This is a genomic window from Roseomonas sp. AR75 (genome assembly GCF_005222815.1).
Classification (GTDB): domain Bacteria; phylum Pseudomonadota; class Alphaproteobacteria; order Acetobacterales; family Acetobacteraceae; genus Falsiroseomonas.
This window is the reverse complement of the sequence record NZ_STGB01000004.1, coordinates 566,194-589,973: the sequence shown is the minus strand read 5'-3', so window position 1 is coordinate 589,973 and position 23,780 is coordinate 566,194. Positions and strand designations below refer to the sequence as shown.

Genomic DNA, 23,780 nt, shown 5'->3' with positions numbered 1-23,780 from the left:
CGTGTGGGCCGGATTGGAGGCGCGGGAGCCGGTGGCTCCGCCGCGATCAGGAGCGCGCGCGGCGCCCCGCCCGCCATTCACGGCGAGCGGGGGCCGAGTGCGTCAGGCTGCGACTGCCTGGCGACGCCGGCGCAGGCCGGCGATGCCGACGACGCCGCTGGCGAGCAGCAGCAGGCTGGCCGGCTCGGGCACGGGCACGCCCTGGAACACCGAGGTGATCAGGCCCTGCGTGCCGTTGATGTCCTTGCCGACATAGATCAGGGTCTGCGGATCGAAGGAGACCGAGCCGGCCGGGTTGCTCGCCGTCACGACGAAGCTGCCGAGACCGCTCAGGCTGCTGTCGAACACGTCTTCGCCCATCGTGCCGCCCTGCGTGCCTTCCAGGATGCCGTTCCACTGGCTGATGGTGCCGGTCAGCGCCTCGACCTGGGCGAACAGCAGCAGGTCGTTGCCGGTATCCACCAGCGGACCGCCCCCCACGCGGACCAGGCGGAAGCCGTTCGGCCCGACCGCGACCACGCCGACATCGGCGTCGGGGACGCCATCCATCAGGGCCTCGAGGATGGTGAACTGGAGGTCGCCCGAATTCGACGTCGCCACCAGGGCGGCGGAGGCAGGCTGGATCAGGGCCAACCCGATCAGCAATGCGGCCGCCCCGCCCGCAAGCCGCTTCAGAAGATTACGCATTTGCACCTCTCGCAAGAAACATCGTGGTGCCGAGGGGCAAGCGCCCTCCGACGCCAGGCCCCACCACGGCGCTAGCAACACGATGGTCAGCAAAGGTCGTGCCAGTAGGGGAACGTCTTGTTTTCTGAGGAAATGTCAGCCCAAGGTCACCAGCCCGAGTACCGCCTGTAAAATATTCCGACGCTGGTTCGCCATCATGCCTCAAACTTTGCACATCAAAGGTCATCAATCTTGCATTTACGCAAAATGCCTCGGCAAAAGAGGCAACCTTTGAATGAATGAGACAGATGCAGCCTGGTCGGTTACAGGGCTACGGTCACGGCTCCACTGGCGCTTGCGGATCTGGGACGGCACTACGCGCAGTGCGAGCAGACGGCCGCCGGACACGCCAATCCGCACCGCATACGGAACGTTACATTCAGCATGGCGGCCGCAGCGTCGGGATTCTTTACAGCCGCGCTGACGATGATGTCAGAGCCATCCCATCACAATGTGAGGATTTGTCGGGATCAGCCGCGCAACCATTACCAACGCAGGCCGGAGAGCCCCGCGATGGGCGCAACACCCTCTTCCAACGCCACCGCCGCGAGCCTCTCCGGGTCCGGACGTTCGCCATGCGCATGGGCCGCCAGGCCGGTCAGCGCCCAGACCGCGTCCAGCCCCGCCGCCTGCGCGCCGGCGAGGTCCGTGTGCGGACTGTCACCGATCGCGACCACCCGCGACCGATCCGCAGTGCCGAGCGCCTCCAGCACGGGCGCATAGACGGCCGGATCGGGCTTTCCGATCTCCTTCGCCTTCGGTCCGCCCAGCGCAACATACAGGTCGGCGAGCGCGCCGGCGCAGATCACGCGGTGCTCCCCCACCATCACGAAGCGGTCCGGATTGACGCAGAGCATCGGCAGCCGCCGCGCCGCGCAGGCCTCCAGCATCGGGCGATACGGCTCGACCGCGCCGTTGCCGCGCTCGGGGTCGGGCCCGGTGTTCAGCACCCAATCCGCCTCGGCGGGATCGCCGGTCAGCGCGATGTCCAGCCCCTCCACCGTCGAGAGGTCGCGCTCCGGCCCGATATGCAGGGCGCGGTCGCCATAGCCCAGCGCCGCGCGATCGTTCAGCGCGCGCCAGGCGAGCTCCCCGCTGGTGATGGTTGCGTCCCACAACTCGCGGTCGAGGCCCATGCCGGTCAGCAGCGCATCCACAACGTGGGAGCGCCGCGGCGCGTTGGACAGCAGCGCGATGCGCTTGCCGCGGCGCTTCAGTTCGGCAAAGGCCTCCGCGACACCCGGATAGGGCCGGCGGCCGTCATGCACCACGCCCCAGATGTCCAGGATGAAGCCATCATAGCGCTCCGCCAGCGGGGCGATGCCGTCCAGCAGCTTCATGCGATGTCCGCCCCCACGATATCCGAAACGCTGCGCACCCCCTCGCGCCGCAGCAGCGCCGCCAGTTCCCGCTTGATGCGCGGGATCAGCGCCGGCCCTTCATAGGCGAAGGCGGCGTAGAGCTGCACCAGGGATGCGCCCGCGCGCAGCTTCTGCAACGCGTCGGCGCCGGAGCCGACGCCGCCGCAGCCGATCAGCGTCAGGCCCTGCCCCTTCGCCAGTTCCGCCACGCGCCGCAGCATCGCGGTGGAGAGCGCGCGCAGCGGCGGGCCGGACAGGCCGCCGGCCTGGTTGCGATGCGCGCTCCGCAGGCCGGGCCGCGTGATGGTGGTGTTGGAGACGATAAGCCCCTGCATGCCGTGCTGCACGACGGCCGCGACGATCGGCTCCACCGCGCCGGGCGCAAGGTCGGGCGCGATCTTCACCAGGATCGGCGGTTGCGCGCCCTTCAGCCGCGCGCGCGTCTCCGCCAGGGCGGCGAGAATCTCGGAAAGCTGCTGCTCGCCCTGCAGGTCGCGCAGGCCCGGCGTGTTGGGGGAGGAGACGTTCACCGCGACGTAGCCGGCCAGCGGCGCCACCGCCTCGTAGAGCGCGGGATAGTCGCGCAGCGGCGCGGCGCCTTCCTTGTTGATGGCGATGTTCACGCCGAGCACCGCCGGCGCAGGCCGCGGCAAGGCGGCCAGCCGCGCGCGGAAGGCGGCGAGGCCCGCATTGTTCATGCCCATGCGGTTGATCACCGCGCGGTCTTCCGCCAGCCGGAACAGCCGCGGCTTCGGATTGCCGATCTGCGGCTTCGGGGTGACGGAGCCTGCCTCCACGAACCCGAAGCCGAGCCGCATCAGCGGCGCGACCGCGACGGCGGATTTGTCGAAGCCCGCGGCCAGCCCGATCGGGTTGCGGACATCAAGGCCGAGGGCGTGCGTCGCCAGGATCGGGTCGTCCGGCGAGGTGTCGCGCCCAGCGAGCCCGAAGCGCAGGGCGCGCAGCGCGATGTCATGCGCGCGCTCGGGGTCCATGCCGCGCATCAGCGGCATGAGGATGGAGGCGAGTTTCGGGGTCATGGCCGGCGGCGCTTGTGCCCTGCGCCGCACGCGAAGGGAAGCCGCATTGACCGCGCCGCGGCGCGGCCCCACTCAGCCCTGCATCGCGGGAGGGAATGGTGCGCGGGCCGGCCTTCATGTTGCTGGGGATCGGCCTGTTCGGGCTGCTGGACGCGATCAGCAAGCTGCTCTCGGACAATCACGCGGTCTGGCAGGTGCTGCTGGTGCGATTCGCGACCATGCTGGTCGTGATCCTGGGCATCCGGGCGCTGTGGCCGGGCTGGGGCGGCCCGCTGCACACGCACATGCCCCGCATCCACCTGTTGCGCGCCTGCGCCATGCTCGGCAGCGCCACCTTCTTCTTCCTGGCCTTCAGCGAACTGCCGCTGGTCGAGGGCTACCTGGTGTTCTTCACCTCGCCCTTCTTCGTGCTGGGGCTGGCCGCGCTGTTCCTGGGCGAGGCGCCGCGTGCGGCGGCCTGGGGCTGGGTCGTGCTGGGCTTCGGGGGCGTGGCGATCGGGCTGGCGCCGGGGCTGGCCGCGGCCGCGGGCGGCGCGCCGATTGGCTATCTCTGGGCGATCTGCGGCACGCTCTGCTACTCGCTGGTCTTCGTGCTGAACCGCCGGCTGCGGCAGGAATCGGGGCTGGCGCGCGTGGTGCTGTGGCCGGCGCTGCTGGGCCTCGTGGTGATGCTTGCGCCCGGGATCGCCGTGTGGCGCACGCCGGACGCGCTGGCGCTGGCGCTGATGGTCGCGAACGGGCTGATCGTCGGCGCGGCGACAGCGGCGCTCGCGGAGGCGTTCCGCCACGCCTCGGCGTCCCGCCTCGCGCCCTATGGCTATTCCGGACTGGTCTGGAGCGTGGCCTTCGACCTCGCGCTCTGGGGCCACCTGCCGGGCTGGCCGATGCTTCTGGGCGCGGTGGTGGTGGTCTTCGCCTGCGTGATGAGCGAGCATGCCGCCGCCGGTGGCTCCCGCCGCGTGGCGCAACGCGAGGAGGACCTGCCATGAAGGCCTATGCCGTGGTGACGGAGACCGTGCACGACCAGGCGGGGTTCGACACCTACCGCAAGGCGGTGATGGCGACGCTGGAGCCCTTCGGCGGGACGTTCGTGGTCCGCGGCGGCGCCCTGACCGTGGTCGAGGGCGAATGGCCGCATCCGCGTCTCGTCATCATCGAATTTCCCTCCCGCACGGCAGCGGAGGGCTGGTACGCATCGGATGCCTACCAGGCCGTGATCCCACTGCGGCTGAACAGCGCGACCGGCAATTTCGTGATCGTCGACGGGCCCGCCTAGCGGTTCCTTCAGGGCACGCCGTCTGGGAATTCGTGCGTGCCATCCGCGCGCAGCGTCAGGCGCGTCGCGCTGAGCACGGCGGATAGCGGCAGAGCGCCGTAGAGATGCGGGAACAGGCCGGGCCGCTTGCCGCCGCTCGCCGGTTCCCATTTCAGCGCGTCGCCCAGCCGCGCGGCGTCGGCCTCGATCAGCCAGAGATCCGGCTCGCTGCGCCGATGCTTCGCCGCGCTCTCCCGCACCTGCGCGGCGGTGGAGAAGTGAAGAAAACCGTCGCGCGCATCGTCGGCGCTGCCGGCATAGGCGCCGGCGCGTTCCGCATCCCGCCAGTCGGCGCCGCGCACCAGGGTGTAAATTGCTGTCTCGGGCACGTTATGGGCTCTGCTCTCCAACGACCTTAATGAAAGCGACCCCCAGCTGATTCTCCACAATTTTGAAGGCCCTTGTGTTACCCAGGGTGTGCATGTAGCAATGATGTATCGTTAGTAGGAGATCCTGATACTCTTGGTCGTCTTCTATATCTTTGACCTTGAGTCCCATGCCCTTGCATTCGTCAACGTGTATGTGCTTGTCATGGGTAAGATTGCTGGCATAATTAGTGAGCGCAGCTACGATTCTCTGCACTTTTTCCGCGGCTCTAGGATCTTCGCGGAACATGTTGGCTCGCAGCTCTCGCGCCACAAATTGCTCAGACAACATGATGGCTTGTTGACACTGATTCAGGAAACTGGGCGTATATTTGCTCAATATGAACTGCCAGACTTGTAATTTGCTCGGGTCTTGGGCAATTTCACGCCGAGCTGTATCAAACTCTGTGATCACACCGTGCGCTGGAAGGCCATTTAACTGCGGATCGACGGGACCCAAATTTGAATGCTTGCCCATTACTATCTCTTTGCAAGCGCACGCGAGCATTGTACCCGCAGACATGGCAATCTGCGGGACGACCGCCCGAATATCGTCGCCAAACATTGATTTCAGATAAGTCACGATACTTTCAGCAGCAGAAATACTACCGCCCGGGGTGTGCAATATCAGGTCCAACCCCTTCGAACGGTCCATGTTATGGACCGCCATCATAAAAGCATTCTTATCTTCGTCTCTAATTTCCAGGCCGGCAATGGATGATCTAGTGAGCCATCCGGAATAATAGGCAATTGTGTTCCGCCCGGTTTTCTTAAAATATTTCTTGAGATACCGGCGTCTGACGGTGTCAAAAACGCCGGCTAGATCACGTTGATGTCTCTGTGCGCTCCTATTTACCTCGTCCAGCACGTCGCTCCAGTTCGGCATCGAACGTCTTCGCTTCCTGCATCTGATGGGCACTGGGCGGAGTATTATGAACGGTGAAAGACTCAACCTGCCGCCACGCCGTTGGCATTTCAAAATATCCTGGAACAGGCTGCAGTGCAATGTTGAACTGGCTCTGCAAGAGAGCGAGTTGCTCAGCCCGGCTCACTGCGTGGTCCTCCCTCCGAACGACGGTGGTAAAGTGGCAGACTCGGAACATCCCTGCAATCCAACCGATTCCTCTTTTGTCAAGCATCTTCAGCGACGGAAGTTGCCGAACAGTGATCGATTTCCCAAGGAGCCTGCCTTCTGGCGCTCACCCGATCAGGCGGTAGAACACAAGCCCGCCCAGCGCCGCGCTCGGCGTGGCGCCCAGCGCCCAGCGGGGCAGCACGCATTCCTCGTGGTAATGCGTCGCGCCCGCGGTCGGGTCGGGCAGCGCGCCGGCGATCGCCCGCGCGGCGATCCGGCTGCAGGCGCCGAGCGCCGCATCCTCCCGCAACTCGGCCAGCGCGCGGTGGCGCGGATGGCCGGGATGCCAGCAGGCGAACTGGAAGGGCGCGCGGCACACGCCGGCCACGCCGCGCCCGAGATGCGCCGGGCCGCCGGGCGCGGCGGCCAGGCGCACGCGGGTCATCACCACGCTCGCCACTGCTTCCATGGCGCGGACGGGGCGGTGCGCCGCCTCGCCCCACAGGGTGAGCGCCAGCACCTCGGCGGGCCCGGCAAGGCGCGGCGCCGCCGCGGCCAGCGCGCTCATGCCTCATGCTCCTTCGCGCGCAGGCCGAAGCCGATGCTGCGCGACGGCAGCGCCTGGCCGGAGACGGCGGCCGCGGCGGTCGCGGCGCGGCTGACCTCGTCGAGCTTCGCCTCCAGCCGGCCAAGCTGCTGCGTCAGGCGGTGGTCCAGGTCACGGATCAGCGTGAGCGGCACATAGGTGCGCGCGACCTCCAGCTTGAAGGCGGCCAGGTCGTCGCGCTCCTCCCGTGGCGGCGGTGCGTGGACGATCGGCGGCAGCTCGTTGCGCGCCGCCAGGTCGCGCCGCAGCAGCATGACGATCCACAGCAGGGCCAGCACCAGCGGCGTATCCGCCAGCGCCGCCACCAGCGGGGGCGGCAGGTCGGGAATCATGCGTGTCACTCCTTGCGCTGGGGCGTGTGGCTTGAAGCGGCGGCGCGGCGAGCCCACCCTTGCGGGACCGTCAGGCGACACCGGGACCATGTGGAACGAGCCCTATCTCGAGACCTGCTGCCGATCGGCGCTGCACCGGCTGACGCTGGTGGGGGCGATCGGCCGGCCCGACGGGCTGAAGGACGGGCCCTGCCTGGAACGGCTGCAGGGCCTGGGTCTGGCGCGGCTGCGCAGCGACGGCCGCTTCGAGATCACCGATGCCGGCACGGAGCGCCACGGCACCGAGATCCTGAAGCGGCGCAGCGCGGCGTAATCAAAGACCACGCCAGTTCGGCCCGCTTCCGCGCGGCGGCAGCAGCGGCAGGCGCACCGGCTCGGCCAGCAGGCAGCCGGCCAGCGCATCCAGCGCATCGTCGCGCGCATGCGTGGCATCCGGCCGCCATGCCGCCATCTCCTGCGGGAAGCGCGTGCGGAACACGCTCTCATGCGCGGAGAGCCGGCGCGCGGCCAGCACGGGATCCAGCGCGCCCAGGATGCGCTGCACCTTCGGCACGCGGCTGGCCATCTCGACGACGGAGCAGGAAATGCCAACGCGGGAGAATTCCTGGCGAAGCAGGCCGGGCAGGAAGCCGCCGATGCCGTTGGTCTCCACGCGCATCACCGGCAGCAGCAGGTCTTGCGCGATGCGCGCGACGGCGCGGCATTGCTGCGTCGCCGGATCGTCGCGCGCGCCGGAATCCTGCGTGACATAGGCGATGCGGTGCAGATAGGTGCGGCCCTGCGCATCGGCATAGGTCACGGCGACCACGCTGGAATCGCCCTTGTCGGGGCGCCCGAAGGCCGGGTCCCACCAGCCGCCGCCGGAGACCAGCCGCGTGCCCATCAGCGTCAGCACGCCACGGCCATTCGCTTCCCGGTATTCCGGCTCGGCCGCGTAGCGCGCGATCAGGCCGGGATCGAGCCGCGCCGCCTCCTCCGCCACCGGCTGCAGCAGCATCTGGCGGCGGAAGGCCAACGGCCCGACACGGTCACGCAGCTTCGCCACCGCTTCCTCGGGGAAGCGTTCCGGCCAGGCGCTGCGGCCTTCCCCATCCAGCAGCGGCAGCACCAGGCGGCGGCAGCCGGCAAGGAAGCCCTCCTCGCCCTCGGCATAGAGGCTCTCGGCGCAATGCGGCGTGCCGACGAACAGCATGCTGCCGCCAGGCACCAGCACGAACTCCGTCTCGGTCAGGCGCTCGCGCAGCTCCTCGCGCTTGGCCGGCGTGTCGCAATTGCCGGCGACCTCGACATCGTCGCAGACGATCAGCTCGGCGCGCGCGCCGGTGATGTTGCCGCCGATGCCCGCCGCCATCATGGAGGCATCGCGCAGCACCGCGTCGCGCGCCACCGTGAAGCGGTCCGCCGCCCAGCCGCCCTCGCCCGCCTCCGGCAGCAGCGCGCCACACAGCGGATGGCGCGCCAGGATGCGCCGCACGGTGGAGACCATGCGCGTGGCCAGCGCATGGTCGGCGGCCAGCACCAGGATGCGCAGCTCCGGGTTCCGATAGAGCTGCCAGGCGCAGAACAGCCCGACCAGGGTGGACTTGCCCGCGCCGCGGAAGGCCATCAGCAGCAGCCGGCGGTCGCCCGCCGCCAGTGCATCCTCAAGCCAGCGCAGCACGCGGCGATGCAGCGTGGGCGTGCGCAGGCGGGCGCGGGTGTTCCAGATCCAGGCGAATTCCAGCAGGTCGGCGGGGCGATCGGTGTCGGGATAATTGATCACGTTTTGTTCTCGTCCGCGACGCCGCGCCGCGCCGCCTCGATGAGCTGCTGCAGCGTGTGATCGCCCGGCCCTTCCGGCTCCAGCGCGCCGGCATGGCCGGCGAGCTGCACCAGATGCTCCAGCGCGTCGCGCGCGGCGGCGTTGCGGGCGATGAAGCGCTTCGGGTCCTCGGTCGCGGTGTCCTGGACGAAAGCGACATAGTCGGCTTCCAGCTTGCCGCGCGCGGCGTCGAACAGGTCCTTCGTGATCGCCGCGGTCGGGTTGGCAGCCTTGCGCGGGCGCTTCATGCCTTCACCACGCGCACCCGCACCGTGCCGGGATTGAGGTCCACCGTGCCGCCCGTGCGGTTCCACACCGCGACCGTCACCGTGTCCTGCGCGCTGACCTGGGCGATGAAGGGCAGGATGGTCGAGACGCTGTAGGCTGCCTGCGCGAAGTCGCCGGCCCGTGCGCCAGGCACGGTCACGTTGGTCTGCGCGGTGCCGCCCGCGGCGAGCGAGATGGGATCCCACGCCGCTTCGGCCACCAATTCGCGCGCGCCATGCTTCAGGTCCGGCAGGCCGTAGAGAACGGCCGGCGCGTGGCGTGGATCGCAGGCGAGGCGCATCGCACGCACCTCGTAGTCGGTGCCGATACGCGCCACGCCGATCACGGCGTAGCCCACCGCGGCGGAGAGCTTCACCGCCTGCAGGCGGGTCAGCGTGGAATCCTCCATATCCGCCGCGCCTTGCCACCAGCGCGCCGCCGGGTTCCAGACCACCGACTGCCCGGAGGCGAGCACCGCCTGCCCCGCAGCGTCGGTCAGCAGGTTCATGTTGGCATCGAAGGTCATCACCATCAGCCGGGGCGTATCGGCATCCAGCGCAAGCGCGAAATCCTTGCACTGCCGCGCATCCACCACGAAGCCCAGCGCACGCCCGCCGCCCAGCACCGCGCCCCGGTTGGTCAGCCCGATATTGTCGAGGCCGGGGAAGACGAAATCACCCAGGACGGAAGGCGAGCCCGCGACATTCGAGGAGAGCACGGCCAGCGTCTCGAAGCCCGTCTCCGTCGCGTTCCAGCGGATCGCCGCGGCGCGCAGGCAGGGCAGCGCCGCCAGTTCGCGCCGCGCCTCCACATGCGGCGCGGCCTGGTGCAGCACGCGCACCGCACCGCCGAGGCGCGTGGCGCCGGCGGCATGCTCGATCTCCACCCGGTAGCCCTGGCTGGCCCAGGCGACCTCGTACAGGTGGTCCTGCGCGCCGGCGGTGTGCCGCGCGACGAAGGGCGAGCAGCCTTCCATGCGCATCGCGCGCGCGACGATGGCGCGGCTGTTCACCTGGCACAGGAACGGGATGCCGGAGATCGGCTTGTCTTCGGCCTGGAGCTCGAAGTTCGGCCCGTCGAACAGGTGGCGGTTGTGCGCGACATAGGCGCCGGGCGCCGCGGAAAGCCGGATGCCGAAGCGGTCCTTGGTGGTGTTGACCGTGCTGCCGATGGCGAAGTGCCCGCCATAGTAGCGCACCGAAGTGTTCCAGGCGCCCGCCGTCAGCGTGTGGATGTCGAGCCCGATGCCGTTGTTGACGATGCGGCCGAGATACAGCGTCGTGTCCTCGAAACCGCGGCCGTCGCCCACCGTGCGCACGCCGATGGTGAAGCCGTTCACCTCGCGGATCTCCACCACGCTGGCGTCGAGGTTGCGCAGCACGATCCCGATCTCGCTCTCGTCGGCCCAGGCGCCGACGCTGGCGCGCAGCACCGTCAGGCCCGTCAGGATCTTGTTCGCGTTGCGCGCAATGCCGCCATCGCCGATGGTCAGCGCCGCCTGGTCGGCGGGGCCGGCATAGACGATGGCACCGCGCATGATCAGCCCTGCGGCCGCGCCCGGCAGGGTCAGCGGCTGGGTGGTGCGGTGGCTTCCCTCCCCGATCAGCAGCGTCTTGCCGGCCGCCGCGGCGGCGTTCATCGCTGCCTGCAGCGCGGGCCCGTCATCCGTCACGCCGTTGCCGGTCGCGCCGAAGTCGCGCGCCGAAAGACGCTCGCCCAGCTTGTCCTCGGCGGTGCGTGGGATGGCGCCGGGATAGGGCGCGGTCAGCAGGCCGGAATCGCGCGGGAAGACGACGGCGTTGCCGTTGGAATCGAAGCCCAGCAGACGGTTCGCGCGCGAAGGGCGGAGCGGCAGCGTGAGCTGCCCGCCGATCTCGGACGGGTCCTGGCGGATGGCGGAACCGATCTCGTCGCGCTGCTCCTGCAGCACCGCGATCAGCCGGTCCAGCTCGTCGTTCAGGGTGCGGGCGCGCAGCAGGCCGTTGTCCTGGAAATCCGTGTTGCGCTCCACGCGCACGCGGCGGCGCAGCGTGACGCTCTCGCCAGGCGCGGGCGGCTCCACCAGCGCGGCGGTGCCGCCCTCGCTCTGCCCGGCGCCGGCCACGCTGTAGCCGCCGGTGAGCACCACCGCGCCGACGCGGATCTCCAGATCGTCGGAATCGAAGATCGGGAAGGGGAAATCGAAGTCGGTGCGGGCGCCGTCGCCGACATACTGCACGCGCGGCGCGACGTCGCCGATGCGGATGTGCTCGGCCATGAGGGCCTCCGTAAGGGGTTGAGTGCAGGCGCCCCTGCCGCACCACGAAGTGCCGCGGCCGAATGGGGCAGCGCGTCAGTCCAGAAGATTGCGCAGCGTGTTCCCGAAGGTCGCGCCGGCGCGCAGCCAGGGCGTCAGGGACCCGTCATCGTTCAGCAGGCTGCGCCGCCCGGCGGACAGCCGCGCGGCGAAGAGCGCATCGGAATCCGCCTGCGCGGCCGCGGCGTCGCGCTGGAAGCCGGCGGTCAGCGCGGCGGCGGAGCCTTCATCGGGCTGCACGCCGCCGGCCGCCAGCCGCGCGCGGGTTGCCGCGACGGTGCCGGCCAGGCGCGCATCGCGCGCGCGCTGCTCGGCGGCCTGCTGCGCGGCGGCCTGCTGGTTGCGCGCCTCGGTCTGCGCCTGTGCGGCCGCGGCCTGCTGGCGCGACTGCGCGGACTGCACCTGCGCCTGCCGCGTGGTCGCATAGAGCGACGCGCCGGCACCCAGCAGCGTCGTCGCGATGGGGGCGATCTGCGCCATCAATCATTCATCCTTGTGTCCGTGGTGACCGACAGCAGCGTGAGCGGCAGCGGCGTGTCGCCTTCCACGCGCCACAGCGGCGCCAGCGCATCGCGGCGCCATCCCAGCGCGCGCAGCGTCACATCGCCGGTGAAGGGCGCGGGCGCGGCATCCAGCAGCGCGGTGTCAAGGCGGCGGAACGGCACCGGCTGCAAGCCGCGGCCAAGATCCACCGACAGCGCCGGCGTCGCCAGCACGCGGAAGGTGGCGGAGACCAGCCGCAGCGGCGCAGCACCGGCACCCGCGCCGATGGCAAGCTGCGGCGGCAGCGGCTCGATCACATGCGCGAAGGTCAGCCCCGCCGCGACGCTGCCGGCCGGAGGATCCAGCGTGATCCGGCCATTCGCCACCACAGCCATGCCGCGCGGCGCACCATCGGCCAGCACGCCGACCTCGCGCGCTTCCAGGTGGTCGAGGCCCGACCAGCTGTCCTGCGGCAGCGCGGCCGTCCCGGACAGCGCGGCATCCAGGGCGAGCGTCGCATCGAAGCGCTCCAGGCGATGCGTGCCGTCGCGCTCGACAACTGCGAAGACACGCCCGTCGGTCTCGCCAACGGCGCGGAAGGCGCCCTGCGTCTCCTGCCGCGTCCAGGCGATCACCTGCTCGGCGCGATAGAGAGTCAGCGTCGCGATGCTGCCGTCGGCCATCACCATGTGCAGCAGCCGTTCCGTCTGGTCATAGGCCATCGATCGGGGCGTCTGCACCAGGTGGCGCGCCACCAGCGCCAGGTCGTTCGCCTGATACGCGTCGGCCACGTCGGTATAGGCGAATTCATGCACCGCACGCCCGCTGCGCGCGACGAACACCGTCGAGCCGTCCACGTCCACCGGCGGGACCATGCGATCCACCGGGCTGCCGATGCGCGTCTGCCGGCTGAGCTGGATCGAGGCCGGCGTCAGCGGATCGCCGGTGACCATCCATTCGGCGCCGGAAGTGAACACCTGCAGGTGGCGGCCGGAGAAGACGCCGCGGATGGCGTTCACCTGATCCGACAGCAGCGCGAAGTCGATGCCCTCGTCGTCCAGCCCGGTGCCCGGATCGAAGTCGCCGAGATCGCCGGTGCGCGACAGCCAAAGCCGGTTCGGCAGTTCGCGCGAGCCGCCCAGCACCAGCCGCGCCTGGTGAAAGCAGCCGCAAACCGGCCACCCGCGCGCATCGCTGAACGCCGCCTCGGTGTAGTCGAGCGTCGGGTTGGTGTCCGCCAGCGTATCCTCCACCAGCGCGGCGGCCTGGCTGACGCCGGCAACCGCAGTGATCATCACGCGGCGGCCGCCGATTTTGAAGCGCGCGCCCACATGCTGCCAGCGGAACACGTCGCCGGCCGCGGTCAGGGTGACGGCGCCGCTGGTGCCGCTGGCCTGGATCGCGATGCCCGGCGTGAACAGGTGGAAGGGCGGGCGGACGAAGTCGAAGTCGGCGATCGTCCAGTCCACGTCGCTGGTGCGCGTGATCCGCTTGGGAAACATGTCGGGATGGAACAGCAGCAGCGTGTCGGCATTCTGCGTGAACGCGATCTGCGGCAGCATCTCCGCCGTCCATGGCGCGGGCAGCGCGGCAACCGGCACGTCGTCGCGGAACAGCTGCAGCAGCCCGGCGCTGAGCACGACCAGGTAGGTCTGCTCGGTGTTGAACTCGAAGGGGATCAGGCGCGCGGGGCCGGGCAGCATCGCGACATGGCGCAGGCCCGGGCGGCGGGCGACGCCGCCGGTCGGCTGGATCACCACGTTGCGCAGGCGGCGCGCGCCGTTCTCGAAGGCGCGCAGGTCGCCGCGGCCATAGAGTTCGGGCGCCAGCTCGCCGGCGGCGAAGCTGGCCTTGGTGCGACGGGTTGCGGCGGGCATGGCAATCAGCCCCGGATGTCGACGAGGGGGAAGCCCTCGATCGCGCGCGGCGTGTCCTGCTGGCTGTCCACCAGCCGCGCCTGCCGCAGCTCCTGCTCGGCCAGGCGGAACAGCACCTCGGAGCGCGATGCGCTCTCGGTCAGCGGCAGGCAGAACTCGGCCGCCAGACGCGCGACCAGCGCGGTGGCGAAGAAGGGCGGGAAGGCGCTCTCGTCGGGGCGGAAGATGTAGGTCAGCGTCACCGCCTCCGCATCCGCATGCAGCTTGCCTTCGTTGATCCGGTACGGAATGCCGCGGCCGCGCCCGGCCTGCCCGGCGGACAGCACGCGCAGGAAGCCGGCGGGGAGCTGGAACGCATACGCGTAATCCGCGACCGGCACGGCGGTCAGGCGCGGCAGCGCGGCCTGCCCGGTGGCGAAGGACCAGGGATGCGCGGAGATCAGCGCGTCGCGGATGCCCGGATAGAGATTCGCCGCGACCTCCGCTTCCGCGGTGCCCTCGGTGAGCGAGGCGATCGGCTGCGCGCCCAGGCGCAGCAACGCGCGCGAGCAGAGCGCGAGGGCGGTGAGGGACATCTTTTCTCGATTCCGCTGGAGGGTGGGTCGGCGCATGCCCCCACCCCGACCCTCCCCCCGCAAGGCGGGGGAGGGAGAACGAGGTGGGGGAGGGAGACGCCGCGCTACTCGAAAGCGCGCATGCGGATGACGCCGGTGTCGTCCACCAGCACCGCGCCCTGGCTCATCATGTTCGCCACGAAATGCGCGGCGCGGTCGCCATGCCAGGTGACGTCCGTCTGAACCTCGGCCGCCGCGGCATGGCCCACCGCGGTGCGGTGATAGAAATAGCAGTAGCGCAGCGCGCCGACCTTGGTCAGGCCGGAATGCGGCATCCACATCGCGCCGAGCCAGCGCTTCGCCTGGGTTCCGCGCCAGGGCAGCTCCTCGCTGCCGACATAGTCGGCGGAGGCGAACTCCTCGATCTCGAGCAGCTCGGACCACTGCTTCCAGCCGACCACGGCGTAGCGGTTGCCGTCATCCGGCACGTCGGACGCGCCCATCATCTCGAAGGCGAGCAGCACCTTCGCCTTGGTCAGCCCATCCGTGTCCGTGGTGCCGGAGGCGGTGCCGACCGCTTCCTGCGTGCCGGTGTCGAAGGCGGCGATGATCAGCTCGTCGGTCTTGCGACCCAGCGCATAGGCTCCGGCATTGGCGATCACCTCGCGCTCGTCGAGGTTGGTCTTCAGCTCGTCCAGCCGGTCCACCCAGTCGCCGGCATAATAGTCCTGCAGGATGCACTCCACCTGGGCGTGCTCCAGGTTCATCACGGGCACGGCGCCGTGCCGCGTCTTGGCGGCCGCGGTGCCCTTGCCGACCTTGGGGAAGAAGGTGGAGGTGCCGCCGATCCCGGTCTTGCTGCGCACCGTCTTGCGCAGCTTGGAGCCCTGGCGCTGGTAGGCCTCGTGCACCTCGGCCTGGAACTGCTTGGTGAAGACGGCGTCGATCTGCGTGCTCATGGCGCGCGTTCTGCCTTCTCGATGGGGTTGGGGGATGCGCGCGGCGCCTGTTGGCCGGATGGGCAGGCGACGCGTCGCGCGACCCGCAGGCCCGGGGTGCGGGTGTGTCTGCGGGCGTGTTCGGCGGCGTGTTCGGGGGTGAAGTCGTGCGGGGCGGATGGCGGCGCGCAGGCGCCGGCGTCATCCGCCCCGCGACCGCCGCGCGCGTAGGGGAAGCGCGCGCGGCGGGAACGGCGCCTCGACCGCGGGAGGAGCGGGAGGCGCCGAGGGCGTCAGGCCTTCTCGCCGACCAGGCGGCGGAAGCCTTCGGTCACGCGCTTGACGAAGTCGGGCTCGCGGGTGCGCCAGTAGCGGGGGTCGCGCATCATCTTCCGCAGTTCGGCCTCGTCCGGCGCGGCCTCCGCTGCGGCGTCGCGCGACAGCGGCGGTTCCTTCGCGCCCATCATGCGATACATCGCCAGCACGCCCTCGGCCGTCGTCGCCAGAGCGGCGAAGACCGGCTCGGTCAGGTTGGCGCGGCCCCAGGCGGCGATCTGCGGCGCCAGCCGGCGGTAGCGATCCTCGCCGCCGAACTCGGCGTTGAGCTTGTCGCGCTGCTTGCCGGCCTCGAACTCCGCGGCCGCTTCGGCGATCAGCGGCAGCAGGCGCTCGGCGGCCAGATCATAGACGAGCTGCGCCTGGCGGCAGGTGAAGCCGGCCTCGTGCAGGCGGCGGTTCACCTCCTCGTCGGGGCCGCAGAGATCGTGCGATGGCGTGATCGCGTAGTCCTGCGGCGTCTCCGGCACGCCGATGGCGCGACGCCAGCGCAGGCGCTCGTCCTGCGGCGCGTCCTCGGCAGGCGCTGCCATGCGGCGCGACATCGCGCGCTCCAGCTCGAGGTAGGATTTCAGCAACACCTCCACGCGCAACGCCCCGGTTACCGGGTCCCGAAATTTTTCCGGAATTTCCGTCGCTTGCGCTGGCAGGTTCTGATCGCCCGCGACCACGTCCAAAAGATCCTCGGTCATGCCATGATCACTCCTGAGGGTTGGTTGTTGCGGCGACAGCGGGTATCGGCCGGAGGATTTCCGGCGGCGCGCCAAGCGTGCGGGCCAGCCAGCGTGTCGCTGCGCCGGCATCGAGGCTGGCGGTCGCCTCCCCGCCGATCTTCGCCGCCGCTTCCAGGAACAGCAGCGTGTCCGCCGCATCGGCCCGCGCCTGCACGCGCGCCAGCGGCGAGGCGTAGACCAGCCGCGTCTCGCGCCCATCGAGCAGCACCGGCGGCACCTCGCCACGCCGGCGCAGCACGGCCAGGCAACGCGCGATCAGCGGCGTCAGCAGCTCCGCCTGCAGCCGCCCATAGGTGGCGCCCAGCAGCCGCGCCGCGGCGGAGGCGCGTTCCAGCACCTCGGTCGCGGTCATCGGCGCCTTCTCGGCGGCGATGATGCGGTCGGCCAGCAGCGCGCCGCGGATGCGCGTGCGTAGATCCTGCAGCACGATCTGCGACACGTCGAAATTGCCCGGCGCCGCCAGCGGCGTGAGGCCCGCGGAGCCCGCCGCCTTCGGGATGATCGCGCCCGGCACCAGGCGGATCGTCGACGGGTTCAGCACACCGTCATCCTCGGCCTGCCACATCCCCGTCGCGGCGATGGAGGCGTTCTTCAGGATCAGCTCGACCACCTTGTTGGCCGTGCGGATATCCGGCAGCGCCTTCGCTACCGGGCCGCGGCCATAGGTCTCGCCGGGCAGCTTCAGCCAGCGGAAGGCGACGAAGGGATCCTCCGCGAATCGCCCCTCCGCAAGCAGCCGCGGCGCGCCCTCCTCCTGGTCGAGCACGACCGCGAAGCGATGGCCGACGCGCGGATCGGCCCAGGCGGCCTCCACCACGCGCAGCTTCGGCGGCTCCTCGGACGCATCCCGGCGCCGGCGCGGCAGCTCGGCATCGGGCCAGCGCGCGCGGATCTCGTCCTCGGTCAGGCGCAGGCTGCGGAACACGGTGTCGAGCCGCCCGCCCGCGCCTTCCTCCAGCACCGCCTCGCGCAGCGGCACCGCACGGAACCGCAGCGCGGAGGCTTCTCCGGGCGGTGCTTCCTCGATGCTGATCACGCCCGTGCCGGCCACGACGAGGTCGAGGAAGGACTGGTGCAGCTCCAGCGCGAAATTGGAGCGATCGAGGTGCGCCTGCAGCGTCTCCGCCACGGCGGAGAGGCTGCGCGCGATGGCGGGATCCTGGTTCTCGCGAACCGGCGCCAGGTCGAACCAGCGCGACCACGGCGGCGCAAGCTCCGCCAGCAGCGAAGCGGCAAGCTGTTCCGCGGCATCGGCGGCCGTCGCGTCGAAAAGCGGCGCGGCGCCCGGCGCGGGCAGGGCGTGGTCGTAGCAATCCTGCCAGGTCGCCTCCAGCGGGCGGCGGCGAGCAGCGGCGCGGGCATGGCGCGCCAGGATCTCCTCCGGTCCCATCGCGCTCATTCCCCGAGCAGCGTCTTGCGCTGCAGCGCGGCCGGCAACGGCGCCAGCACGCCGCGCGGGCTGGTGGCGATGGTGCCGGCGATGCCACGCCGGGCGCGTTCCACAGCGCGCTGCCGCGCGGCGCGCTCGGCGGTCTCGGCGGCGGCGGCGGTCTGCGCGTTGGATTGCGCGACGCTCTCCGCCTGCACCTCGGGGGGCGGCGAGTCGATCACCACCGGCTTCGGCGCGCGGAACAGGCCACCCATGCGCGGATCCTTCGGTCTGGAGGAACGGAACCGCCTCCCACCAAAAGGAAGGCCCGTCCGGCGAAACCGGACGGGCCGAGGCGGGAGACGGGAGGAAGTCGCCAGAGGACGCAATTCGCCCCGTGGCCTGGCCTGGATAGCGCCAAGGGCCATCCTATGTCAAGATTTTTTTCCTATTCCACAGACGGTTCCTCGCCGGGCGACCCCCCAGTGCACGGAACAGGCCATAGGGCGTCATCGCGCGCGGTGCGTCGCTGCCCAGCAGCGCGCGGCACAGCGTGACGCAGGTGAGCGGCGCCAGCCCCGGCCGCCAGCCGCCGCGCGGCGCCCCGGGCTCGAAGGGACCGAGCACCGCCAGGCCGGCGCGGCGATAGAAGCCGGGCAGGTCGAAGGCCGCCGGCACCGGCAGCCGTGCCACCAGCAGCCGGCCCGACAATGGCTCGAGCACCGTCCAACCCGTCTCGTCGGCGACCGCCGCAAAGCAATGGCGGAAGCCGCGGCGCAGCAGGCGCAGCCAGGGCTGGTCGGCCTCACCGCCAAAAGCGATCCAGACCGTCTGTCCAGGACCGCTTTCCGCCATGCGCCGATGCGCCAGCCGAGTCATGCGCGCGCCATCGGGAAGGGGATCACCTCCGCGCCCTCCGGCGGCGCCATGCCGCGCGGCGGCCCCGCAACGATCCCCTTCTGGCGCAGCGGGAAGTCCAGCCGCTCCATCGCCTCCCGCCACAGCCGCACATCGCCGCGCTCGCTGGGGAAGCGCGGATTCGGCGCCGTGCCGCGCTCGCCCCAGATCCGCAGGATGCGCGCGTGGTGCAGCTCGATCCGGCGCTGTCGATACAGCCGGTCCAGGCACTTCACGACGTCGTCAGGCTCGCAGGGCCGCACGACGCTCCCGCGCGCCGCGGAAAGCCGCGCGCCGTCGCGGCGGGCGATCAGCGCGGCCATGGTCCAGAACCAGGCCTCCTCGGCGCTGGCGAAGGGTTCGGCCTTGGCGAGCGAGGCGAGAACGGGGGCTCGGCCGGGGGCGATGGGCATGGGGCGTCCTTCCTTCGATCCTGAACAAAACAGGAACTCACGGACGTTAACTCGTTCCACCTGAGGTTGCAAGGTAGAAGTTCCTATTGCTTCCAGACTCGAAACCTAGGATGTGATGCCCAGGTCGAGTCGCGCCGCCGGCGCCGATTCGCAAAGGGGCTGGCTTCGATGATGCGGCATGAGGATGTCTGGCGGGCGATCGACGCGCTGGCGGCGGAACATGGGCTGTCGGCCTCTGGCCTCGCACGCAAGGCCGGGCTCGATCCCACCGCCTTCAACCCCTCCAAGCGCACCGGGCCGGATGGCAGGTCCCGCTGGCCATCCACCGAGAGCGTGGCGAAAGTGCTGGCCGCCACCGGCACGGGGATCGAGGCCTTCGCCTCCCTGGTCACCGGCGCGCCGGCGCTGCCACGCGGCAGGGCGATGGCGGGGCGCCGCATCCCGCTGATCGGCCTGGCGCAGGCCGGCGCCGATGGCTTCTTCGACGATGGCGGCTATCCCGTGGGTGCCGGCTGGGACGAGATCTCGGTGCCCGACGTCCCCGATCCGAACGCCTATGCGCTGGAGATCAGCGGCGATTCCATGGAGCCGGTGTTCCGCGACGGCGATGTGGTGATCGTCTCCCCCGCCGCGCCGGTGCGCCGCGGCGACCGCGTGGTGGTGCGCACCCGCAAGGGCGAGGTGATGGCCAAGGAGCTGATGCGCCAATCCGCCCGCCGCGTGGAGCTCGCCAGCCTGAACCCGCTGCATCCGGGTTTTTCGTTCGGGCTGGAAGAGCTGCAGTTCATGCACCGCATCGTCTGGGCAAGTCAGTAGCGTTCCAGATTAGCCCTGAGCGTGGCGAAGAGCGAAGTTGTTTTCGAACTCCATGAAGCGTGTCGCCACCTCATCGACGCGCCAATAGCGCATCTGATGGCTTTTTGTAGTCGGCCCGTTTCTTCGTGCCCGCGATTCGGCCACTTGTCTGGGGATTACGAATATCCGCCGCTCACTTGCACCTTCGCACTGAAGCAGGACTAGTGCCAGCCACTCAAAGTGATTTCGTGTGTCGTATTCGATGAAGGATGCCCCACGGGTAAATGTCCTTGACTTTACGGATACGCGCTGCGGAGCAAGTCCCAAAGGCTGAGCGATCACATCGTAGTCTGGCCAATTATCGGCGACCTTGATGGCTGGAACACCCGCAAGCGTGAGTTCTGCAGCGACGATCATCTCGCAGGCATCCGCCATCTGCTTGCTAGTATATCCGCGCTTCCCGCCGAGCCTCCGGGCAACGGGCGGGGCGCCTTCGCCCCAGCCGGGCTCGCTCATCGTCGTCCTCCGCTCGGTTCCTGCTGCGGCAGCAGCGCCATGAGCTGCTCCAGGTCCTTCTCCGCGCGGCAGGCCAGGTAGCGCTGCGTCTCGCCCGGCGGCGGCGCGGCCAGCGGGAAGGCGGTCAGGCCGATATCGCCATAGACGCGCAGCAGATCCGGCGCGACGCGCCAGAAGGCCGGGTCCACCCGGGCGCGGTCGCAGATGTCGCGGAAGCGCCAGATGGCGGAGATCCGGTCGCGCTCCTCGCCCACCGGATCACCCAGCGCCAGCCAGACGCCGTCGCGCCTGACGAAGGCGAAGCCCGCCCGGCCGGCTTCCCCGAACACCGCGCCGTCGGCGTGCTCCGGCGCCATCCCGCCCAGTGCACGCAGCCGCGCGCGCGTCTCCTCGGTCCAGTCCGCGGCGCGGTGCTTCACCGGGCGCAGCAGCCGCACCGTGGCAACGAGCAGCATCACCGCCGCCACGCCCACGGTGAAGCGCAGGCTGTCCGGCGCAAGTGGCGAGGCAACCACCTCCACCCAGCTCTCGTCGCCGACGCGACCGCCATAGGAGATGCTGGCCAGCAGGATGGCGCAGAAGCCCACCACCGTCAGCGCCAGCAGCGTGTTGCCGGCCAGCGGTTCGCGGAACAGCCGCGCATCGCGGTAGAAGGCGCTGCGCATCGCGCTCAGCAGCACCGCCACCAGCACGAACAGCCCTGAGAGCCACCACGGTTCCTGCCGCAGCAGGCAGATCAGCACGCCGTTCAGCAGCAGCAGGATGCCGAAGCCCCAGGCGATGGTCAGCCGCCGGATCAGCCCGTAGCCGATCACCAGCAGCAGCGAGCCGACCACCGAGGCCGCGAAATGCGAGGCGATCGCCGCCTCGTAGCCCGCCCAGGCGGCAACCGGGTTGCCCTTGCTCGGCAGCGCGCCGAGGAAGATCAGCACCGTGCCTGCCAGCCCGACCAGGCTCGCGATCGCCGGCACCTCCAGCGCATCCGCCACGCGCTGCTCGGCGGCGAGCTTGGCCAGCGCCTGGCGCCGCTGTGCCACCTCGAACCCGGCGAACAGCGCGCCGGCGATGAACAGCGGCACCACGTAGTAGTACAGCCGGAACACCAGCAGCGAGCCGATCACCTCCGGCGCCGTCAGCCAGGGCTGCAGCCCGATGATGATGGCGGTGTCGAACACGCCGATGCCGCCGGGCAGGCTGGCCGCAATGCCAGCCAGGTAGGACGCGATGTAGATGCCCAGGAAGCGCAGGAAGGTCAGGCCCTCCGCCGGGGGCAGCAGCACGTAGAAGATCATCGCTGTCACGGCGACATCCACGCTGGCCAGCACGGTCTGCGCCACTGCCATGCGGAAGCCCGGCAGGTCCACGCGATGCCCGAACAGCACCACATGGCTGCGCACCCGCGACATGGTCACATAGGCGATCACGATGGCCCAGCAGGCGAAGCCGAGCGCGCGCATGATGAAATGCGGCACATGCTCGCCGAGCCCGGGAATGACTTCCGGTTCCACCACCAGCACCAGCCCGCCCAGCGCGAAGCCGCCCAGGCCGAAGGTCAGGCTGGTGAAGGCGACGACCTTGGCGATGGCCAGCGGCGGCAGGCCCCAGGCGGCGTAGAAGCGATAGCGCACCGCCGCACCCGACACCGCGGCGAAGCCCAGGTTGTGGGCCAGCGTGTAGGCGCAGAAGGACGCCAGCGAGGTGCGCGCGTAGCTCACGGGATGGCCCGCATAGACGCTGCCGAGACGGTCGTACGCCGTCAGCACCGCATAGGCCAGCAGCGTCCAGCCCGCCGCCTTCAGCAGCGTCGCATTCGGGATCGCGTCCAGCGCCGCACGGATGTCCGCGACGGAGAGGTGGCGGAACTCGTGCTGCACCACCCAGACCGCGGCCGCCAGCAACAGCAGGCCGAACACCGTCATGCCGTGCCGGCGGACCAGCGGCAGCAGGCCGGCAAGGCGCCGGCGCCGTGCCGGCGGTTGAGCGGGTTCCGCCCCGGCGCCGGGCTCCTCCGTCATGCCTGGGCGGGATCGCGGGCCAGGGCGGTCTCGATCAGCCCGATCGTGCCGGCGATGCCGTAAAGCGCCACGAAGCCGCCGAAGCGCGGCCCCTCCGGCTGGCCCAGCAGCACCTGGTACAGCGCGTTGAACCAGGCGCGGGAGACGCCGGGGCGGCCGCCATCCTTCGCCGGCTCCAGGAAGGGTTCACGGCGGCCGGCGTCATAGACCAGGTCCTGGATCGCCTTCGCCCGCTCATCCGGCGGCAGCGCTTCCAGATCCTGGATGCGTTCGCGCAGCATGCCGGCCAGGGCGCGCATCGCCTCGGCTTCCTGCGGCGTGGCGGCGCGGTGCTTCTTCTCCGGCACGACGCGGTCGCGGTAGTAGGCCACCGCGCGCTCGATCAGCCGCGCCACCAGCGGGTGGCTTTCCGGCGTCACCTCCGGCGCGTAGCGCTGCAGGAAGCCCCAGAGCATCTCCGCATTGTCCGCGTTGATCACGCTGGCCAGGTTCAGCAGCATGGTGAAGGAGATCGGCGACCCCGGGTCGTTCGTACCGCCGCCATGGATGTGCCAGGCCGGGTTGTCCGGCGTGGGCGCCGCGCGCAGACGGTCGAGGTTCTGCACATATTCGTCGGTCGCGCGCGGGATCACGTCGAAGAACAGCCGCTTGGCGCGTTGCGGCTGGTTGTACATGAACTGCGCCAGCGATTCCGGCGGCGCGTAGTGCAGCCATTCCTCGATGGAAAGCCCGTTGCCCTTGGACTTGCTGATCTTTGTCCCTTCCTCGTCGAGGAAGAGCTCGTAGGTGAAGCCGATCGGCGGCTCGCCCCCCAGCACGCGGCAGATCGCGCCGGAGAGCTTCACGGAATCGATCAGGTCCTTGCCCGACATCTCGTAGTCCACGCCGAGGGCGAACCAGCGCAGCGCCCAGTCCGCTTTCCACTGCGCCTTGCAATGCCCGCCGGTGATGCGGGTCTCGTAGCGTTCGTTGGTCTCGGGATCGCGCCAGACCAGCAGGTCGTCTGCCGGGCGCACCTCCTCCATCGGCACCTGCATCACGACGCCCGTCACCGGATGGATCGGCAGGAACGGCGAGTAGGTGGCGCGCCGCTCCGGCCCCAGCGTGGGCAGGATGACGGCGCGCACCTGCTCATGGCGCTCCGCCATCCGGATCAGCGCCGCGTCGAAGCGGCCGGACTTGTAGTAGTCGGAGGATGACGCGAATTCGTACTCGAAGCCGAACTGGTCGAGGAAGGCGCGCAGCCGAGCGTTGTTGTGGTGCCCGAAGCTTTCATGCGTGCCGAAGGGGTCGGGAATGGCCGTCACCGGCTTGCCCAAATGTTCCGCCAGCATCGCCTTGTTCGGCACGTTGTCCGGCACCTTGCGCAAGCCATCCATGTCGTCGCTGAAGGCGACGAGGCGGGAGGGCAGGCCGGTCAGGCGATGGAAGGCGTTGCGCACCCAGGTGGTGCGCGCGACCTCCCCGAAGGTGCCGATATGCGGCAGGCCGGAGGGGCCGTAGCCCGTCTCGAACAGGGCCGACCCTTTGCCCGAGGCCTGAACCCGTGCGGCGACCTTGCGGGCCTCCTCGAAGGGCCAGGCCCTGGCGGCGGAATAGTCGGCGTCTGACATGGCGTCCGGCGGAATCTTCTGGTCGGGTCTGGCCTTATAGGTGCCGCCGCCGGGC

General features: G+C 70.0%; 26 protein-coding genes. 4 read left to right on the top strand and 22 right to left on the bottom strand.

All coding sequences use genetic code 11. The features are described 5' to 3' along the window. Positions 1 to 102 precede the first annotated feature (102 nt). The 3 genes from E4T13_RS16915 to E4T13_RS16905 form a co-directional block, all read right to left on the bottom strand. Positions 103 to 687, bottom strand: coding sequence for a PEP-CTERM sorting domain-containing protein (locus E4T13_RS16915; RefSeq protein WP_137179460.1), 585 nt, complete (start codon positions 685 to 687; stop codon positions 103 to 105). Positions 688 to 1,211: 524 nt separating this feature from the next. After that, positions 1,212 to 2,066, bottom strand: coding sequence for a TIGR01459 family HAD-type hydrolase (locus E4T13_RS16910; RefSeq protein ID WP_137179459.1), 855 nt, complete (start codon positions 2,064 to 2,066; stop codon positions 1,212 to 1,214). Next, a complete protein-coding gene (locus E4T13_RS16905; protein WP_137179458.1) occupies positions 2,063 to 3,127 on the bottom strand; it encodes a quinone-dependent dihydroorotate dehydrogenase in 1,065 nt (354 codons plus the stop codon). Before E4T13_RS16905 ends, E4T13_RS16910 begins: the two co-directional genes overlap by 4 nt. Before the next feature lie 98 nt (positions 3,128 to 3,225). Here E4T13_RS16905 and E4T13_RS16900 point away from each other — a divergent pair, with 98 nt between their 5' ends. Together E4T13_RS16900 and E4T13_RS16895 are read left to right on the top strand one after the other, a co-directional pair. Then, on the top strand, positions 3,226 to 4,116 hold the full coding sequence (locus tag E4T13_RS16900; RefSeq protein ID WP_240791168.1) for a DMT family transporter: 891 nt from the start codon (positions 3,226 to 3,228) through the stop codon (positions 4,114 to 4,116). Beyond that, on the top strand, positions 4,113 to 4,403 hold the full coding sequence (locus E4T13_RS16895; RefSeq protein ID WP_137179457.1) for a DUF1330 domain-containing protein: 291 nt from the start codon (positions 4,113 to 4,115) through the stop codon (positions 4,401 to 4,403). The genes E4T13_RS16900 and E4T13_RS16895 overlap by 4 nt, the downstream gene beginning before the upstream one ends. An 8-nt stretch (positions 4,404 to 4,411) precedes the next feature. Here the strand turns inward: E4T13_RS16895 and E4T13_RS16890 are convergent, their stop codons facing one another. The 4 genes from E4T13_RS16890 to E4T13_RS16875 form a co-directional block, all read right to left on the bottom strand. After that, positions 4,412 to 4,771, bottom strand: coding sequence for a DUF952 domain-containing protein (locus E4T13_RS16890; protein WP_240791167.1), 360 nt, complete (start codon positions 4,769 to 4,771; stop codon positions 4,412 to 4,414). Position 4,772: 1 nt separating this feature from the next. Beyond that, complete coding sequence (locus E4T13_RS16885) at positions 4,773 to 5,693, bottom strand: SDH family Clp fold serine proteinase (protein WP_137179456.1); 921 nt, start codon at positions 5,691 to 5,693, stop codon at positions 4,773 to 4,775. Positions 5,694 to 6,006: 313 nt separating this feature from the next. After that, positions 6,007 to 6,450, bottom strand: a complete 444-nt coding sequence (locus tag E4T13_RS16880; RefSeq protein ID WP_137179455.1) for a cell wall hydrolase — start codon at positions 6,448 to 6,450, stop codon at positions 6,007 to 6,009. Then, positions 6,447 to 6,821 carry a hypothetical protein gene (locus E4T13_RS16875; RefSeq protein ID WP_137179454.1) on the bottom strand — a complete coding sequence of 125 codons (375 nt, stop codon included), beginning with the start codon at positions 6,819 to 6,821 and terminating at the stop codon, positions 6,447 to 6,449. The genes E4T13_RS16880 and E4T13_RS16875 overlap by 4 nt, the downstream gene beginning before the upstream one ends. A gap of 88 nt (positions 6,822 to 6,909) precedes the next feature. On the opposite strand from E4T13_RS16875, the gene E4T13_RS16870 reads away from it, so the two are divergent. Then, positions 6,910 to 7,134 carry a hypothetical protein gene (locus E4T13_RS16870; protein ID WP_137179453.1) on the top strand — a complete coding sequence of 75 codons (225 nt, stop codon included), beginning with the start codon at positions 6,910 to 6,912 and terminating at the stop codon, positions 7,132 to 7,134. Here the strand turns inward: E4T13_RS16870 and terL are convergent, their stop codons facing one another. The 12 genes from terL to E4T13_RS16810 form a co-directional block, all read right to left on the bottom strand. Further along, positions 7,135 to 8,583, bottom strand: a complete 1,449-nt coding sequence (gene terL, locus E4T13_RS16865) for a phage terminase large subunit (RefSeq protein WP_240791166.1) — start codon at positions 8,581 to 8,583, stop codon at positions 7,135 to 7,137. Beyond that, entirely contained in the window at positions 8,580 to 8,870 is a 291-nt protein-coding gene (locus E4T13_RS16860; protein WP_137179452.1) for a hypothetical protein, read from the bottom strand. The genes terL and E4T13_RS16860 overlap by 4 nt, the downstream gene beginning before the upstream one ends. Next, complete coding sequence (locus E4T13_RS16855) at positions 8,867 to 11,146, bottom strand: phage tail fiber protein (RefSeq protein WP_137179451.1); 2,280 nt, start codon at positions 11,144 to 11,146, stop codon at positions 8,867 to 8,869. Before E4T13_RS16855 ends, E4T13_RS16860 begins: the two co-directional genes overlap by 4 nt. A gap of 75 nt (positions 11,147 to 11,221) precedes the next feature. After that, positions 11,222 to 11,665, bottom strand: a complete 444-nt coding sequence (locus tag E4T13_RS16850; protein ID WP_137179450.1) for a hypothetical protein — start codon at positions 11,663 to 11,665, stop codon at positions 11,222 to 11,224. Then, positions 11,665 to 13,545 carry a hypothetical protein gene (locus E4T13_RS16845; RefSeq protein ID WP_137179449.1) on the bottom strand — a complete coding sequence of 627 codons (1,881 nt, stop codon included), beginning with the start codon at positions 13,543 to 13,545 and terminating at the stop codon, positions 11,665 to 11,667. Before E4T13_RS16845 ends, E4T13_RS16850 begins: the two co-directional genes overlap by 1 nt. Before the next feature lie 5 nt (positions 13,546 to 13,550). After that, positions 13,551 to 14,120, bottom strand: coding sequence for a hypothetical protein (locus tag E4T13_RS16840; protein ID WP_137179448.1), 570 nt, complete (start codon positions 14,118 to 14,120; stop codon positions 13,551 to 13,553). Positions 14,121 to 14,224: 104 nt separating this feature from the next. Beyond that, on the bottom strand, positions 14,225 to 15,058 hold the full coding sequence (locus E4T13_RS16835) for a phage capsid protein (RefSeq protein WP_137179447.1): 834 nt from the start codon (positions 15,056 to 15,058) through the stop codon (positions 14,225 to 14,227). Positions 15,059 to 15,330: 272 nt separating this feature from the next. Further along, positions 15,331 to 16,065, bottom strand: coding sequence for a capsid assembly protein (locus tag E4T13_RS16830; protein WP_137179446.1), 735 nt, complete (start codon positions 16,063 to 16,065; stop codon positions 15,331 to 15,333). Between the two features lie 7 nt (positions 16,066 to 16,072). Then, the gene (locus tag E4T13_RS16825; protein WP_306768498.1) at positions 16,073 to 17,506 is read right to left on the bottom strand and encodes a portal protein; all 1,434 of its coding nucleotides are present in this window, start codon (positions 17,504 to 17,506) and stop codon (positions 16,073 to 16,075) included. Beyond that, positions 17,503 to 17,751, bottom strand: a complete 249-nt coding sequence (locus E4T13_RS16820) for a hypothetical protein (RefSeq protein ID WP_137179445.1) — start codon at positions 17,749 to 17,751, stop codon at positions 17,503 to 17,505. The genes E4T13_RS16825 and E4T13_RS16820 overlap by 4 nt, the downstream gene beginning before the upstream one ends. Positions 17,752 to 17,905: 154 nt before the next feature. Beyond that, positions 17,906 to 18,355: a hypothetical protein gene (locus E4T13_RS16815; protein ID WP_137179444.1), complete on the bottom strand. Its 450-nt coding sequence runs from the start codon at positions 18,353 to 18,355 to the stop codon at positions 17,906 to 17,908. Next, positions 18,352 to 18,786, bottom strand: coding sequence for a hypothetical protein (locus E4T13_RS16810; RefSeq protein ID WP_137179443.1), 435 nt, complete (start codon positions 18,784 to 18,786; stop codon positions 18,352 to 18,354). Before E4T13_RS16810 ends, E4T13_RS16815 begins: the two co-directional genes overlap by 4 nt. A 171-nt stretch (positions 18,787 to 18,957) precedes the next feature. Here E4T13_RS16810 and E4T13_RS16805 point away from each other — a divergent pair, with 171 nt between their 5' ends. Further along, entirely contained in the window at positions 18,958 to 19,602 is a 645-nt protein-coding gene (locus E4T13_RS16805; RefSeq protein ID WP_137180000.1) for a helix-turn-helix transcriptional regulator, read from the top strand. Between the two features lie 9 nt (positions 19,603 to 19,611). On the opposite strand, the gene E4T13_RS16800 is transcribed toward E4T13_RS16805, so the two are convergent. From E4T13_RS16800 to E4T13_RS16790, 3 genes are read right to left on the bottom strand one after another with little or no spacing between them, the layout of a single operon-like run. Next, positions 19,612 to 20,097, bottom strand: coding sequence for a hypothetical protein (locus tag E4T13_RS16800; RefSeq protein WP_137179442.1), 486 nt, complete (start codon positions 20,095 to 20,097; stop codon positions 19,612 to 19,614). Further along, positions 20,094 to 22,112, bottom strand: coding sequence for a phosphatidylglycerol lysyltransferase domain-containing protein (locus E4T13_RS16795; protein WP_137179441.1), 2,019 nt, complete (start codon positions 22,110 to 22,112; stop codon positions 20,094 to 20,096). The genes E4T13_RS16800 and E4T13_RS16795 overlap by 4 nt, the downstream gene beginning before the upstream one ends. Then, positions 22,109 to 23,725, bottom strand: coding sequence for a lysine--tRNA ligase (locus tag E4T13_RS16790; protein WP_137179440.1), 1,617 nt, complete (start codon positions 23,723 to 23,725; stop codon positions 22,109 to 22,111). Before E4T13_RS16790 ends, E4T13_RS16795 begins: the two co-directional genes overlap by 4 nt. Between the last annotated feature and the right edge of the window lie 55 nt (positions 23,726 to 23,780).

Excerpts from the sequence above, each read along its gene's own strand:
- E4T13_RS16915 (WP_137179460.1), bottom strand. The coding sequence starts at position 687 with ATGCGTAATCTTCTGAAGCGGCTTGCGGGCGGGGCGGCCGCATTGCTG.
- E4T13_RS16910 (WP_137179459.1), bottom strand. The coding sequence starts at position 2,066 with ATGAAGCTGCTGGACGGCATCGCCCCGCTGGCGGAGCGCTATGATGGC.
- E4T13_RS16905 (WP_137179458.1), bottom strand. The coding sequence starts at position 3,127 with ATGACCCCGAAACTCGCCTCCATCCTCATGCCGCTGATGCGCGGCATG.
- E4T13_RS16895 (WP_137179457.1), top strand. The coding sequence starts at position 4,113 with ATGAAGGCCTATGCCGTGGTGACGGAGACCGTGCACGACCAGGCGGGG.
- E4T13_RS16885 (WP_137179456.1), bottom strand. The coding sequence starts at position 5,693 with ATGCCGAACTGGAGCGACGTGCTGGACGAGGTAAATAGGAGCGCACAG.
- E4T13_RS16880 (WP_137179455.1), bottom strand. The coding sequence starts at position 6,450 with ATGAGCGCGCTGGCCGCGGCGGCGCCGCGCCTTGCCGGGCCCGCCGAG.
- E4T13_RS16875 (WP_137179454.1), bottom strand. The coding sequence starts at position 6,821 with ATGATTCCCGACCTGCCGCCCCCGCTGGTGGCGGCGCTGGCGGATACG.
- E4T13_RS16870 (WP_137179453.1), top strand. The coding sequence starts at position 6,910 with ATGTGGAACGAGCCCTATCTCGAGACCTGCTGCCGATCGGCGCTGCAC.
- E4T13_RS16860 (WP_137179452.1), bottom strand. The coding sequence starts at position 8,870 with ATGAAGCGCCCGCGCAAGGCTGCCAACCCGACCGCGGCGATCACGAAG.
- E4T13_RS16855 (WP_137179451.1), bottom strand. The coding sequence starts at position 11,146 with ATGGCCGAGCACATCCGCATCGGCGACGTCGCGCCGCGCGTGCAGTAT.
- E4T13_RS16850 (WP_137179450.1), bottom strand. The coding sequence starts at position 11,665 with ATGGCGCAGATCGCCCCCATCGCGACGACGCTGCTGGGTGCCGGCGCG.
- E4T13_RS16845 (WP_137179449.1), bottom strand. The coding sequence starts at position 13,545 with ATGCCCGCCGCAACCCGTCGCACCAAGGCCAGCTTCGCCGCCGGCGAG.
- E4T13_RS16840 (WP_137179448.1), bottom strand. The coding sequence starts at position 14,120 with ATGTCCCTCACCGCCCTCGCGCTCTGCTCGCGCGCGTTGCTGCGCCTG.
- E4T13_RS16835 (WP_137179447.1), bottom strand. The coding sequence starts at position 15,058 with ATGAGCACGCAGATCGACGCCGTCTTCACCAAGCAGTTCCAGGCCGAG.
- E4T13_RS16830 (WP_137179446.1), bottom strand. The coding sequence starts at position 16,065 with ATGACCGAGGATCTTTTGGACGTGGTCGCGGGCGATCAGAACCTGCCA.
- E4T13_RS16825 (WP_306768498.1), bottom strand. The coding sequence starts at position 17,506 with ATGAGCGCGATGGGACCGGAGGAGATCCTGGCGCGCCATGCCCGCGCC.
- E4T13_RS16820 (WP_137179445.1), bottom strand. The coding sequence starts at position 17,751 with ATGGGTGGCCTGTTCCGCGCGCCGAAGCCGGTGGTGATCGACTCGCCG.
- E4T13_RS16815 (WP_137179444.1), bottom strand. The coding sequence starts at position 18,355 with ATGACTCGGCTGGCGCATCGGCGCATGGCGGAAAGCGGTCCTGGACAG.
- E4T13_RS16810 (WP_137179443.1), bottom strand. The coding sequence starts at position 18,786 with ATGCCCATCGCCCCCGGCCGAGCCCCCGTTCTCGCCTCGCTCGCCAAG.
- E4T13_RS16805 (WP_137180000.1), top strand. The coding sequence starts at position 18,958 with ATGCGGCATGAGGATGTCTGGCGGGCGATCGACGCGCTGGCGGCGGAA.
- E4T13_RS16800 (WP_137179442.1), bottom strand. The coding sequence starts at position 20,097 with ATGAGCGAGCCCGGCTGGGGCGAAGGCGCCCCGCCCGTTGCCCGGAGG.
- E4T13_RS16795 (WP_137179441.1), bottom strand. The coding sequence starts at position 22,112 with ATGACGGAGGAGCCCGGCGCCGGGGCGGAACCCGCTCAACCGCCGGCA.
- E4T13_RS16790 (WP_137179440.1), bottom strand. The coding sequence starts at position 23,725 with ATGTCAGACGCCGACTATTCCGCCGCCAGGGCCTGGCCCTTCGAGGAG.